Source organism: Pseudomonas sp. KBN12P06040 (assembly GCF_037574965.1).
GTDB classification, from domain to species: Bacteria; Pseudomonadota; Gammaproteobacteria; order Pseudomonadales; family Pseudomonadaceae; genus Pseudomonas; species Pseudomonas aeruginosa.
In genome coordinates, this window is the sequence record NZ_JBBELS010000001.1 from 2,696,295 (window position 1) to 2,709,065 (window position 12,771).

Sequence of the window (12,771 nt, forward strand, 5' to 3'; positions counted from 1 at the left end):
TTTACCGATCGGTGCGTGCTTCAAGGTGAAAACGGATTGGAGGCTCTGTATCGGCAGGGGGGTCTTGGTAGGTAGTTCAGGCTTGCCGCAATAGGCCACCGAGGAGAGCGACCAAAGGCATCCAGCGGTCGATATACCAATGCAGAAGAGTAGCTTGACGTGTGCGGGAGCTGGCTTTTTCACGGGAACCCTTGAACTCGTAGGATGATTTGCTCACGCTGATTATTCCATCCCTGGTCTTTCAACTGAGACAGGACCGGTCCGGGGGGCTTGTATGAAATTTCTTAACTTTCTGATTGGAAGTAACGCTGGAATCTGATCCTCTCAACCAGCCATAACACTTGAGGTTGCGCAGGTCTCTGGCGGGAATGCTTGCCAGGCGTAGTGCCTCGCATCCTGTCGGCGGATTCATCGCAAGGCGGTCTTCCTGCGATGCTATGGGGCAGGAGCTGCGGCCGCAGGATGAAGCGTTCGTGGAGCGGCTTCGGGAAAAGCCGTGGCGCGGAAGGCTGGGAAAGGAACTCATGGGAAGGGCCACGCAATGGCTGCCTGGCGTTCCTCGACTGTGCCTGCCTGTCCTGTCTCGAAGACTAGTCCTTAATTCAGTCCATCGATCCGAGGTGAGTGCAAGGCTCTCCTTTGGAGTCAGTATCATGGAGGCTCGTTTCCCGCTCCAGGATATCGATATGCAGATTTCACCAAGTTCTGCAGAACCTCGAAAAGGATCGAGAGGCCCTTTTTTCGTATCAGCGTAAAAACACCGGCAGCCGCTCGTTTCCGCCACGGCTGTCTGGGAAAAATACCCGTTCACCTGCTAACATGGCGACATCGGTGCCGATGTGTCCGCAGGCTCTGGGGCGCGGATGCCATGCCCTCTATCCGGCCGGAGAACTTTGCCATCGAAGACTCGACATGCTGACAAGGTCGTTGCTGTCCGCGGTCTTTTGCCTGTTGCCGATCATCCTGCAGCCGCTGCCCGTCGCGGCCGAATCCATCCTGCTCGATGGTCGTATGACGACAACGACGCGCCCCTGGCTCGACAAACGAGCCAGGCAGTGGCTGGATGCCCGGGAGCCGCTGACGATAGGCGTGGTTTCTCCCGACTATCCGCCGCTATCCATCTTCTACGCAGGTTCCTACAAGGGCTTCACGGCCGATTACCTGGCCCTGGTGTTCGAGCGGCCGTTGCGCGTCAGGGACTTTCCGTCGCGGCAGGCGGCAATCGCTGCGTTGTCGCGGGGAGAGATCGATCTGCTCGGTGTCGGTAGCGAGGTCGAGGCCCGGCAACACGGATTGCTGGCATCCGCTGCGTATCTTTCCGACCGGCCGGTACTGGTGTCTTCCAGCGGCGCCCCGTTCGATTCGCAGGCGGAGTCCTGGCTGGCCACGGTCAAGGGTTATCTTCCCGCCGAACGTATCAAGGCCGCCTATCCGCACAGCAAGGTCATCTGGTTCGACTCGCCGCAGCTTGCCCTGGAAGCGCTGAGCATGGGGGACGTCGATGGCGTGCTGGGTGACGCCGTCTCTGCGCACTATCTCATCCAGACCCATTACCTGCTGAACTTGCGTATCGAGAACTTCGCGCCCATCGACAGCCAGGGTTTCCGTTTCCTGCTCCGGCCGGGGGATGAGCCTCTGCTCGCGGTCCTCGATCGAGCCCTGCCGCGTATCAATGGGCGCTACGGCGACGAACTGTTGCGCAGTTGGAGCGCCGGGCGGCGCCTGCGTTTCGACGAGCCCAGGGTGACGCTTGCGCCGGCGGAACAGCGTTGGCTCTCCACGCATCCGGTCGTGCCGGTGGTGATCAACCATTCCCTTGGCGCGCTCGGGCAACTGGATAGCGAGGGGCGGCTGAGCGGTATCGGGCGTGACTATCTGGACCTGATCGGCAAGCGCAGCGGCCTGCAGTTTTCCTTCAGCGGAGCCCGAAACTTCGTCGAGGCGAAACGTCGACTGGATGCGGGCGAGGCGTTGGTTACGCCGACCATGCCCTCGACGGAGCGTCTCGATTCCGGCCTCGAGGTCCTGACTCCCTACCTGCGTAGCACCACGGTGCTGATGAGCGCCAGCCGGGGCGGCCGGGGCGAACGGCTGGAGCGTGTCCATGGCCTCGCGGATCTCGACGGCAAGCGATTGGCCACGACGGTTGGCTATTTCCTCAACGACACCATTCGGCGCGATCACCCTGAGATCAAGCTCCAGGTCTATCCGACCTTTCTCGCCGCGATGCAAAGCGTCGATGCCGGACAGAGCGAGGCTTCTATCAGCAGCGATTATACCGGTCGCTATCTGTCCGCCCAGCATTTCGACAACCGGATCCAGGTCGTCGGTATCCTCGATGATCTCTCCATTCCGATCAGCATCGGTGTGGCGAGGAACCAGCCCGAGCTGCAGGGCATCCTGGAGAAGGCGCAGCTGGCGATCGCTCCGGAAGAAGTGGCGGAAATCCTCCACCGCTGGGAGCCTCGCTTCGCCAAGGGAGGGACGGACTTCTGGCGCGATCACCGGAGCAAGATTCTGCAGATCGGCGGATTGTTCGGCGTACTGATTTCCATCTCTCTCATCTGGGGTTTCTACCTGATGCGCCAGGTGCGCAAGACCCGCCAGGCAGAAGAGCAAGCCGACGCTGCCAACCGTGCCAAGAGCGTGTTTCTTTCGACGATGAGTCACGAGATCCGCACGCCATTGAACGCGGTCATCGGCTTGCAGGAGCTGGTGCTGAAAAAGGGCGAGAAGGGCGTGTTGGATCTCGATTCGCTGAGCATCGCCCAGGAAGCTGCCCAGGGGTTGCTGCTTCTGCTGGGCAATATTCTCGATTTGTCGCGGATCGAATCCGGTCGGTTCGATTCCGCTCCCGAACCAGTGCTTCCTGGCGAGTTGATCAGAGGGATCCTGCCGCTGGTTGGCGGGCTGACGCGGCAGAAGAATCTTTCCCTGGCACTGGAACTCGACGGGGATCTCGAGCAGTGGGTGCTGGTGGATCCCCTGCATTTCAAGCAGGTGTTGTTCAACTTGCTGGGCAACGCCATCAAGTTCACCGAGCGCGGTGGGGTAACGGTGCGGGCGGTGGGGCGGCGCGAGGCGGAGAGGCTTCATTTGCTGCTCGAGGTAAGCGACACCGGCCTCGGTATTTCGGAGGAGGACCAGGCCAGGCTGTTCCGGCCATTCTCGCAGGTCGGCTCGCCTGCGCTTGGCCAGGCGTCCGGCAGCGGCCTGGGGTTGTACATCAGCCGACGCCTGGTACACCTGATGGGCGGCCAGATCAGCCTGCGCAGCGAGCTGGGCAACGGCTCCTGCTTCTCGGTCGAGTTCGATCTTCCGCTGACCGAACCTCCGCCCAGCGAGTCCAGCGAAGCGCGTTCCGGAGTTGCCGAGGTCGAGGAGCGGAAAGAGGCAAGGGCGCTCTCGATATTGCTTGCGGAAGACCATCCGTTCAATCGGCTGACCCTGACCATGCAATTGGAAAGCCTTGGGCACCGGGTGACCTCCACGGAAGATGGCGAGGAAGCATTCGAACGTTGGCAGGGCGAAGACTTCGACGTCGTGATTACCGACGGCATGATGCCGCGGATGGATGGCTACGAGCTGGCGCGACGGATCCGCTCGCAAGAAGCCCTTGGCGGTTGGCGTCGCTGCTTGGTGATAGCGCTTACCGCCAGCGCCGAGAAGGATGCGCTGGAGCGTTGCCTGGCTGCCGGCATGGACCGGGTCCTGTTCAAGCCGACTACGCTCGATGAGCTCGCTCGGGCGCTGAACGGGGGAGAGCAGCTCATGCCTACGAGCGTCGATTCGCAATGAAAGTGCCCGACTGGTTGCCGTTTTGCGTGCCGCGAGCGGATGTATCGGGTAATCTCTCGCAGAAATGAACCAGCACTAGTGAAGCGAACGATGGGTTTTGAACAACTTGCCGAGCTGAGAGACCGTCTGCGCGCACAGGCGGCGCAGGCGAAACCGGCTCAAACCAAAAGCTCCGCGGGACGCGCGAAGAAACGTGAAGCCGTCGAGCCAGGAGTCGAGGCTATCTGGAGGCTGCAACGGCATTTCCCGCTGGCGTTTCCGAAAAGCCCCGCGGCCAAGGTTCCGCTCAAGCAGGGCATCCTCCAGGATGCGCAGCAGCACCTCGAGCTACTGGGAATCACCGCCGAACAACTGAAACAGGCCATCGCCACCTGGTGCCAGGGCAGCCGCTACTGGAGTTGCATGGTGGAAGATGCGCCGCGGCTGGATCTGCAAGGCCAGGTTGCCGGCAAGGTAACCGCCGAGCAGGCGGTGTATGCGCGGCGGCAGGCGTCTCGCCGGCAGCGCGAGCAGATGCGCGAGAAGCGCGCCAAGCGTGCCCAGGCAGGTAGCGAAGCGCCGGCCGCCACGGAGGCGCCGACGCCTGAAGCGCCCGCAACCGAAGCGAGTTCCGAGGCGAACTGATCGCCGGGGCAGGGCGCGTCGGATCCTGGCGCGCTCCTCGGTTGCCGGTCGCCGCAGGGCCCATTTCGCGGACGTCTGGGCCCGTTTCTCCCGGCTTGTGCTACGCAATAGCCTGATCTGCAAAGTTTTTTTCGTAGAGCGCTTGCCAAGCCCGGCGAATCCGTCCATAATTGCGTCCATTCCAGCGATGGGTGAGCTAAAAATCTTTTGAAATCAAAGGGTTATAAGTTCAAAATCGCACCAGGAAAGAGATTTCAGCGATATGCCAAACGCATGTCGCTTCGCTCAAAGGCTGAGTAGCAGAGTGGTTATGCACCGGATTGCAAATCCGTGAACGCCGGTTCGATTCCGACCTCAGCCTCCAACAGGAAAGCCCCGTAGCTCAACGAGTTACGGGGCTTTTTTCTTTCCTGTCCGGTATTGCTGAAGCAAGTTCCTTGGGGTGTCCCCATAACGCTTTCATACTTTTACGGCCTCGCAACCGCCTCCCTCTCCCGATAAGCCGCTCCGTAATTACTACTTTCCCGGAGTGTCCGAGGAGTACCCCAGCACCTGTCACGTTTTCGGCCGTTGCCTGCAATCCAGCCCCGTGCGCGGCTTTTATCTGGACGCAAGATCCGGTCTGGGTCGGTCATCGGCTGGTCGTCATCGAACATGACCAGCCGAGCCGGTCTGTCCTGCCGCCTGCCTTCCGGGCCTCTATCGATCAACCGTTGTGGCGACCGCGAGCGGAAGGCGCTTAGCGGAGGGCCCGTTTCATCTTGCCTTGCGTTTCAAGGAAACCGGCAGGCCCCAGGTCAGGTCTTCCATGCCTGCTTCGCCGAGTATCTCGGTTTTCATCGGCTGGATCCGCGCGAGCACCTGGCGGCCCGTTTCATCAAGCCTTGGCTGCTCGCGATCGATGAACCTTTTCGTCAGCTCCATGGGCGCTGGCCTCATGAAGACCTGGATATCCTGCAAGGTGCACTTGATGTTTTGCGTGTCCACGGCCTTGCAGGTCTTCCTGTCATAGCTCACGGCCGGGGTCTTCAAGTGGAACCGATCGCTGAGCAGGATCTGCCCAGGCTGAATGGTGAAGGACAGCGGGGCATAGGCGTCGGGTATCTGCGCTTGCAGCTTGATGGAGGGGACATCCTCGATCTTCGTGCCTTCGGCCCAACCGGCATCCGAGACCATTTCCCGCTGGCTGTATTGCTGCTCGGTCCAGCCCACGCATTGGCCGGAGGCCATGTGCACGGCGCTGCAGACATTCTGTGTGTAGGTTTTGTCTGCATAGGAGGCGTCGCGCCAGTAGTTCTCCTTCACGAACCGGCGATACAGCACGGCGGACAGGTTCACCGAACCAAGTGGGCTGGCAGCCGGCTGCCCCTTTGGCGCCTTGATCTGGGCAAGGGTGCTGTCGATCTTGTAGTCGATCCCTCCGGACAGCAGGTAGGTTCCCGGCGGGACGATGTTGACCTCGAGGAAGTCCCACAGATAGACGGCTTCCTTGATCTTCTCCAGGTCGTTGTTGGCAAAGGCCTGCATGTAGGCGATCCCGGGCACGTCCTTGTTCTTGAATATGACCCGATGCGAGTAGCTGGAGAGGTCCGTCACGCTCTTGTTGGGCATGAGCGCCGGTACCAGCACCACGGACATGCCTTCGCGGGTAGCCTCATCGATCATGTTCAGGAGCTGGTTGGTGGGGTTCTGCTGGGAGCCGCCGAGTCCGGCGTTGCCTAGGGAGGCGCAGGCTGATAACAGGCTTGCCGGGAGCAGAATCGCGAAGGGGCTCAGGCGCCGAGCGATGGTTTTCATGAGATATCCTTATCTATATGGGCCAATGACTTAAGGCGAGTGCGGGAAGAATCCTAATCTACTCCTTGCGGATCCCCAAGGAGAGTTCGTCCCGCGCGTAGGAAGGAGCGTTTGAGTCGAGCGCGTCACAGCCTGTTGCTGCAATCATGGGTACTCACATGCGTGCGAATGCTGGCGAGCCAGTGCGTACCGCGTTCGTGATGGCTCGCTGCGGGTAGAGTTCGTGCCGGTCATCGAGGGCTGGCGCGTGGGGGCGCAATGAAGACGCGCATCCCGGCTCTTCTGGCGATTCGTGAGTGCGGATCAAATCTGTTTTACCGCCGTACGACTTTTTCCGTTTCCTGCGCCTATCTAACCTGCCGCTCTCTTCAACCCGGGATCGGCAGGCATCTCCGCTGCGGTTCCAGCATGTACGGAACACCATGAAAAACATTCTCCTGCTCAACGGCGGAAAGCGTTTCGCTCATTCCGACGGTCGCCTCAACCAGACCCTGCACGAAACCGCCCTGGCCCATCTGGACCGCCGTGGCTTCGACCTGCGCCAGACCTTCATCGACGGCGGTTATGACATCCCGGCGGAGGTGGACAGGTTCCTCTGGGCCGACGTGGTGATCTACCAGATGCCCGGCTGGTGGATGGGCGCGCCATGGACAGTGAAGCGCTACATCGACGAAGTCTTCACGGCCGGTCATGGCAGCCTCTATGCCAACGACGGCCGTACCCGCTCCGACAGCACGCAGAAATATGGCAGCGGCGGTCTGGTGCAGGGCAAGCGCTACATGATCTCGGCGACCTGGAATGCACCACGGCAGGCGTTCGACGATCCGAGCGACTTCTTCGAAGGGAAAGGCGTGGATGCGGTGTACTTCCCCTTCCACAAGGCCAACCAGTTCCTCGGCATGTCCGGCCTGCCGACGTTCCTCGCGGTGGATGTGATGAAGCGCCCGGACGTCCCGGCTGCCGTCGCTGCCTACCAGGCGCACCTGGACAGGGTGTTCGGGCGCGCCGGCTGAGTTCGACGGCGGGCCTCGTGTCGCTTCGCTGGATGGAGTGGCGGATCGAAATCCAGTCTCTCGGGACGAGGCCTAACGGTCACGGATCCGCTATCCGGGCTTTTGTCGGCCACGACCCGCGAGTGATCCGAAATTCGATTTTTCCATCGATCCGTCGAATTAGATTTCATCGGGGACGGGGAGGAAAGGATGCTTTGCACGAATATTCGAATGGGCGCATCGTAAAATGAGCGCGCTTCGACCGCGTCGAAGCCACCCCCGACAACGTTGCCGGCAGGTCGCTCATCGACTTCCGACGCCTGCCGCCGAATTCAGGAGATTCACATGTGTCCTTGCCCTCACTCCCAGGCCCAGGGAGAAACGGACGGAGAGGCTGAGTGGCATAACGCCGCCCTGGACTTCACCCATGCGATGAGCTACGGCGATTACCTGAAGCTGGACAAGGTCCTGGACGCCCAGTTCCCGCTTTCGCCCGACCACAACGAAATGCTGTTCATCATCCAGCACCAGACCTCGGAGCTATGGATGAAGCTGATGCTCCACGAACTGCGGGCCGCCCGGGAGCACGTCAAGTCAGGCAAGCTCGGTCCGGCGCTGAAAATGCTCGCCAGGGTCTCGCGGATCTTCGACCAGCTGGTACACGCCTGGGCGGTGCTGGCCACCATGACGCCGACCGAGTACAACACCATCCGCCCATACCTGGGCCAGTCTTCCGGTTTCCAGTCCTACCAGTACCGCGAGATCGAATTCATCCTCGGCAACAAGAACGCCACCCTGCTCAAGCCCCATGCTCACCGCGCCGAGCTGCTGGCAGCCTTGGAGCAGGCCCTGCATACGCCGTCGCTATACGACGAAGCGATCCGCCTGATGGCCGCCCAGGGGCTGCCGGTAAGCCAGGAGCGGCTCGTCCGGGACGCGGCGGCCGGCACCTGTTACGAGGCCTCGGTGGAGGCGGCGTGGCGACAGGTCTACCAGGCGCCGGAGCGCTACTGGGACCTGTATCAGTTGGCGGAAAAACTGATCGACCTGGAGGATTCGTTCCGCCAGTGGCGCTTCCGTCACGTGACCACGGTGGAGCGCATCATCGGTTTCAAACCCGGCACGGGCGGAACCGAGGGAGTGGGGTATCTGCGTAGCATGCTCGATACCATCCTCTTCCCCGAACTGTGGCGGCTCCGTTCCAACCTGTAGTACCGGATGAGGCGCAGCATCCGCCTGCGCCTCAGTCGTTGCCGGCGCCTCCCGCCGCCCACTCTTGCCGCAAAAGCCCCATGAGAACGACATTCCAGCGTTCCCGGCCGACCCGGGTGGCGGAGCGGCGCAAGCCTTCTTCGCGGAACCCCGCGCGTCGATAGAGATGACGGGCGGCAGCGTTCCAGTCGTACACGTTCAATTCAACGCGCTCGATGTCGGCGTCGGCGAAAGCCTCGGCGAGCAGCGCCTCCAGCATCGGCAGCCCCAGGCCCTGGCCGCGCGCGCTTGGCGCCAGGGCTATGCGAGCCAGGCGGACGACGCCGTTGCGGCGGTCGAACAGCAACTGGCAATGGCCGATGACCTGGCCATCCCGGCAAGCGCTCCAGAGCAGGCGCAGCGGCGGTTGCCGGCGGCTTTCCGCGAGGTCTTCATGCATCTGCTCGAGGCTCAGCGGATGCCGCAGGGCGGGGCCGGCCCATTGCACCAACTCCTTTTCCGTGGCGAACCAGCGTTGCAGGGTGGGGAAGTGTTCCAACTGGAACGGGACGAGTTGCAGGTCCGGGACGGAACCCGTGCCGGGTGTGGGCATGCGGAGTGCCTCGCTCAGGTCATCGGGGGGAGCCGGCGTTTAACCGGGGACTTCTTGACGATGGCGGTGTTGGTTTCCGCGTAGCCGTTGATCCTGTCCAGCAGCGTGTCGAGCTGTTCCATCGAACGGACCTGGAGGCGGGCGATGAAGCAGTCGTCACCGGTGACCTTGTCGCACTCGGTGAACTCGGCGATGTCCTGGATCTGTCGCTCGACCTCGTGCAGCTTGCCGGGCAGGGGGCGGATGCGCACGATCGCCTGGAACTGGTAGCCGAAACAGCGGGGGTCGACATCCAGGGTGTAGCCGCGGATCACGCCGCGTTCTTCCAGTTTGCGCAGGCGTTCGGCGACGCTCGGGGCCGATAGCCCGCTGACCTGGGCGAGGGCCTTGAGGGACAGTCGCGAGTCAGCCATGAGGGCGTTGATCAGGCGTTGGTCGATGTCGTCGGTCATGTCGGCCTCGAAAGTTTTTTTTCAAAATAGCCCTGATAAAAAAGGTCGTCACGGGTTTTTGCCTGAGTAATGCGATGGAGGGCTGGAAGACGGCTTTGGATAATCATAGGCCTGTCTTGCGGGAGAGCGCTCATGAACGATCCGATCCGTCGCGGTACGCTGGAAATGACTTCGGCCATGCTGATCTGCGGCACCATTGGCTGGCTGGTGCTGCTCTCCGGGCAGCCCGTGCTGGACGTGGTGTTCTGGCGCTGCGTATTCGGTTTCGCCGCCCTGCTGGTCGCCTGTGCCGCGCTGGGCTTCCTGCGCCGCGGCAGCCTGGGGCGCGAGGCGTTCCTGCTGGCGCTCCTCAGCGGGGTGTTCATCGTCGGCAACTGGGTGTTGCTGTTCGCATCCTACTCACGGGCTTCGATCGCCATCGGTACCGCGGTCTACAACGTCCAGCCGTTCATGCTGGTGGGGCTAGGCGCGGCGTTTCTCGGCGAGAAGGTCACGGCGCGCAAGCTGGGCTGGCTGGGGCTTTCGTTCGCCGGCATGCTGGCGATCGTCAGCGCCCACGGCGACAGCGACGCCCCGCGCGGGGACTACCTGTTCGGTATCCTCCTGGCGCTCGCTGCCGCGCTGCTGTATGCCTTTGCCGCGCTGATCGTGAAGCGCCTGCAAGGCACGCCGCCGCATCTTATCGCGTTGATCCAGGTGGGCACCGGCGTGCTGATGCTCGCACCGCTGGCGAACCTTGCCGAACTGCCCCGGGGCGTTGCTCCCTGGGCCAGCCTGGCGACCCTGGGAATCGTCCATACCGGGCTGATGTACGTGCTGCTCTACGGCGCCATTCAGAAATTGCCGACGGCGCTGACCGGTGCGTTGTCCTTCATCTATCCGGTCGCGGCGATCCTGGTGGACTGGCTGGTCTTCGAACATCGCCTGAGCCTGGCGCAGTGGCTTGGCGTGGCCGCCATCCTGCTTGCCGCGGCGGGCATGCAGCAGGGTTGGAGCGTGCGCCTGCCGGGGCCGGCAGTGCGGCGCGGCTGAGGCGGCGGGGAAAAGAAAAGGCCCCGCGACGGGGGCGGGGCTTTTCTACAGCGATCTCGGCCGATCAGTTGCCGAAGACCTTGAAGCGTTCGCTTTCGGCGATGAAGGCTTTCTCGCCCGCCGGGGCGGCGATGGCGCCGAAAGGCATCTGTGCGCGCAGCTTCCAGCTTTCCGGCAGGTTCCAGGTCTTGTGGGTCTGGGCATCTACCAGCGGGTTGTAGTGCTGCAGGCTGGCGCCGACCTTGTGCTCGGCGAGGACGGTCCAGACCGCGAACTGAGCCATGCCGCTGGCCTGCTCCGACCACACCGGGAAGTTATCGGCGTAGAGGGCGAACTGCTCCTGAAGCTGGCGCACTACCGTCTGGTCTTCGAAGAACAGTACGGTGCCGGCACCGGCAGCGAAGGAGTTGAGCTTGGTTTCGGTGGCGGCGAAGGCGTCGGCGGGAACGATCTTCTTCAACTCGTCCTTGGCGATGTTCCAGAACTGCTCGTGCTCGGCGCCGAACAGCACGACCACCCGCGAGGTCTGCGAGTTGAACGCGGAAGGGCTGTGCGAGACGGCCTCCTTGACCAGTTCGACGACTTTCTCCTGGGAGATAGGCAGTTGCTTGTCCAGGGCGTAGATGGTGCGGCGGTTCTTGATGGAGGAGAGGAATGCGTCAGACATCGTGAGGCTCCTTGTTTGGAAGTTGGATTCGATATTAGCGAGGGCCTCGATGAGATCAATGGGAAATAACCGGTGATTCCTATCGACTGATGCGATGGATGTCCTGTTTCCCCAGGAAAGCCGGGTATCAGCAGTCCAGCGAGGCCAACAGCGAGGGATGGCGAGTACGGATGAAATCGGAATATCGAGAAAGTCGATGGGCATAAACCCGCGAGAACCTGGCCGTTGATTCAGGTCAAGCAGGGTGGAGGCCAGGGAGGCGGCCAACCTTTAGTGATGGTGACCCGGCGGCCCGGCTCGGTGATGGTTCGATTGTAGGATTGTCGGACAAAAACTGGAGCGCACGATGTTTGAAAATTTCTCTCCCACCACCATGCTGGCCATCAAGAAGTACGCCTATTGGCTCTGGCTGCTGCTGGCGTTGTCCATGCCGTTCAACTACTGGATGGCCCAGGACAGCGCGCATCCGGCCTTCTGGGCATTTTCCCTGGTGATTGCGGTATTCGGCATCGGGCCATTGCTGGACATGCTGTTCGGTCGTGACCCGGCCAACCCCGACGAGGAAACCCAGACGCCGCAGTTGCTCGGCCAGGGCTACTACGTATTGCTGACCCTGGCCACGGTGCCGGTGCTCATCGGCACGCTGGTCTGGGCCGCTGGCGTGTTCGTCGCTTTCCAGGAATGGGGCTGGCTCGGCCGGTTGGGCTGGATCCTCTCGATGGGCACGGTGATGGGAGCGGTGGGGATCGTCGTCGCCCATGAGCTGATCCACAAGGACTCGGCGTTGGAGCAGGCTGCCGGTGGCATCCTGCTGGCCGCCGTGTGCTACGCGGGGTTCAAGGTCGAGCATGTGCGCGGCCACCATGTGCATGTGTCCACCCCGGAGGACGCTTCGTCGGCGCGTTTCGGCCAGTCGGTCTACCAGTTCCTGCCGCATGCCTACAAGTACAACTTCCTCAACGCCTGGCGCCTCGAAGCGGTGCGGCTGCGCAAGAAGGGCCTGCCGGTGTTCGGCTGGCAGAACGAACTGATCTGGTGGTACCTGCTGAGCCTGGCGTTGCTGGTCGGTTTCGGTTGGGCGTTCGGCTGGCTGGGGATGGTTTTCTTCCTTGGCCAGGCGTTCGTCGCGGTGACCCTGCTGGAAATCATCAACTACGTCGAGCACTACGGCCTGCATCGGCGGAAGGGCGAGGACGGGCGCTACGAGCGGACCAACCATACCCACTCCTGGAACAGCAACTTCGTCTTCACCAACCTGGTCCTGTTCCATCTGCAACGGCATTCCGACCATCATGCCTTTGCCAAACGCCCCTACCAGGCCCTCCGCCATTATGACGATAGCCCGCAGATGCCCAGCGGTTACGCCGGGATGGTGGTGCTGGCGCTGATCCCGCCGCTGTGGCGGGCGGTCATGGATCCCAAGGTACGGGCCTACTATGCGGGCGAAGAGTTCCAGTTGACGGCCGAACAGAGCGAGCGGCCGGCGGCCTCCTGAGCATCGCCGATGCCTCCCGCTCCGTGCCCGGATAGCTCTTCGTTCGGGTAATTCCGCCTTGCCGGGGGTTGGCTATCCTTAGCGATATCTCGCATGGAAAGGAGCCCAGG

General features: G+C 62.1%; 10 protein-coding genes and 1 tRNA gene. 7 read left to right on the forward strand and 4 right to left on the reverse strand.

Annotated features, from left to right (window positions below; translation table 11 throughout):
- Positions 1–819 precede the first annotated feature (819 nt).
- The 3 genes from VQ067_RS12900 to VQ067_RS12910 all read left to right on the forward strand — a co-directional run bounded on the left by VQ067_RS12900 (position 820) and on the right by VQ067_RS12910 (position 4,786).
- On the forward strand, positions 820–3,798 hold the full coding sequence (locus tag VQ067_RS12900; RefSeq protein WP_033991012.1) for a response regulator: 2,979 nt from the start codon (positions 820–822) through the stop codon (positions 3,796–3,798).
- Positions 3,799–3,888: 90 nt separating this feature from the next.
- On the forward strand, positions 3,889–4,422 hold the full coding sequence (locus tag VQ067_RS12905; protein ID WP_031636084.1) for a ProQ/FINO family protein: 534 nt from the start codon (positions 3,889–3,891) through the stop codon (positions 4,420–4,422).
- A 290-nt stretch (positions 4,423–4,712) separates the two neighbouring features.
- Positions 4,713–4,786 (forward strand) — tRNA-Cys (locus VQ067_RS12910).
- Positions 4,787–5,178: 392 nt separating this feature from the next.
- On the opposite strand, the gene VQ067_RS12915 is transcribed toward VQ067_RS12910, so the two are convergent.
- Complete coding sequence (locus VQ067_RS12915) at positions 5,179–6,219, reverse strand: hypothetical protein (RefSeq protein ID WP_003143851.1); 1,041 nt, start codon at positions 6,217–6,219, stop codon at positions 5,179–5,181.
- A gap of 422 nt (positions 6,220–6,641) precedes the next feature.
- Here VQ067_RS12915 and VQ067_RS12920 point away from each other — a divergent pair, with 422 nt between their 5' ends.
- Positions 6,642–7,232 carry an NAD(P)H-dependent oxidoreductase gene (locus VQ067_RS12920; RefSeq protein WP_023875223.1) on the forward strand — a complete coding sequence of 197 codons (591 nt, stop codon included), beginning with the start codon at positions 6,642–6,644 and terminating at the stop codon, positions 7,230–7,232.
- 324 nt (positions 7,233–7,556) lie between these two features.
- Entirely contained in the window at positions 7,557–8,423 is an 867-nt protein-coding gene (kynA, locus tag VQ067_RS12925) for a tryptophan 2,3-dioxygenase (protein ID WP_003090069.1), read from the forward strand.
- A gap of 31 nt (positions 8,424–8,454) precedes the next feature.
- On the opposite strand, the gene VQ067_RS12930 is transcribed toward kynA, so the two are convergent.
- Positions 8,455–9,015, reverse strand: a complete 561-nt coding sequence (locus tag VQ067_RS12930) for a GNAT family N-acetyltransferase (protein WP_023106534.1) — start codon at positions 9,013–9,015, stop codon at positions 8,455–8,457.
- Positions 9,016–9,029: 14 nt separating this feature from the next.
- Positions 9,030–9,467, reverse strand: a complete 438-nt coding sequence (locus VQ067_RS12935; RefSeq protein ID WP_003090065.1) for an Lrp/AsnC family transcriptional regulator — start codon at positions 9,465–9,467, stop codon at positions 9,030–9,032.
- A gap of 132 nt (positions 9,468–9,599) precedes the next feature.
- On the opposite strand from VQ067_RS12935, the gene VQ067_RS12940 reads away from it, so the two are divergent.
- Positions 9,600–10,499, forward strand: a complete 900-nt coding sequence (locus tag VQ067_RS12940; protein ID WP_019371712.1) for a DMT family transporter — start codon at positions 9,600–9,602, stop codon at positions 10,497–10,499.
- A 64-nt stretch (positions 10,500–10,563) separates the two neighbouring features.
- On the opposite strand, the gene VQ067_RS12945 is transcribed toward VQ067_RS12940, so the two are convergent.
- On the reverse strand, positions 10,564–11,166 hold the full coding sequence (locus tag VQ067_RS12945; RefSeq protein WP_003090061.1) for a nitroreductase family protein: 603 nt from the start codon (positions 11,164–11,166) through the stop codon (positions 10,564–10,566).
- A 346-nt stretch (positions 11,167–11,512) separates the two neighbouring features.
- On the opposite strand from VQ067_RS12945, the gene alkB1 reads away from it, so the two are divergent.
- Positions 11,513–12,661 (forward strand): alkane 1-monooxygenase AlkB1, encoded by a 1,149-nt coding sequence (alkB1, locus tag VQ067_RS12950; RefSeq protein WP_003090058.1) that lies wholly within the window; start codon positions 11,513–11,515, stop codon positions 12,659–12,661.
- Positions 12,662–12,771: the final 110 nt, after the last annotated feature.

Bases quoted from the DNA above. Each gene is read 5' to 3' on its own strand.
- kynA (WP_003090069.1), top strand. From the start codon at position 7,557: ATGTGTCCTTGCCCTCACTCCCAGGCCCAGGGAGAAACGGACGGAGAG.
- VQ067_RS12920 (WP_023875223.1), top strand. From the start codon at position 6,642: ATGAAAAACATTCTCCTGCTCAACGGCGGAAAGCGTTTCGCTCATTCC.
- VQ067_RS12935 (WP_003090065.1), bottom strand. From the start codon at position 9,467: ATGACCGACGACATCGACCAACGCCTGATCAACGCCCTCATGGCTGAC.
- VQ067_RS12900 (WP_033991012.1), top strand. From the start codon at position 820: ATGGCGACATCGGTGCCGATGTGTCCGCAGGCTCTGGGGCGCGGATGC.
- VQ067_RS12915 (WP_003143851.1), bottom strand. From the start codon at position 6,219: ATGAAAACCATCGCTCGGCGCCTGAGCCCCTTCGCGATTCTGCTCCCG.
- alkB1 (WP_003090058.1), top strand. From the start codon at position 11,513: ATGTTTGAAAATTTCTCTCCCACCACCATGCTGGCCATCAAGAAGTAC.
- VQ067_RS12905 (WP_031636084.1), top strand. From the start codon at position 3,889: ATGGGTTTTGAACAACTTGCCGAGCTGAGAGACCGTCTGCGCGCACAG.
- VQ067_RS12930 (WP_023106534.1), bottom strand. From the start codon at position 9,015: ATGCCCACACCCGGCACGGGTTCCGTCCCGGACCTGCAACTCGTCCCG.
- VQ067_RS12940 (WP_019371712.1), top strand. From the start codon at position 9,600: ATGAACGATCCGATCCGTCGCGGTACGCTGGAAATGACTTCGGCCATG.
- VQ067_RS12945 (WP_003090061.1), bottom strand. From the start codon at position 11,166: ATGTCTGACGCATTCCTCTCCTCCATCAAGAACCGCCGCACCATCTAC.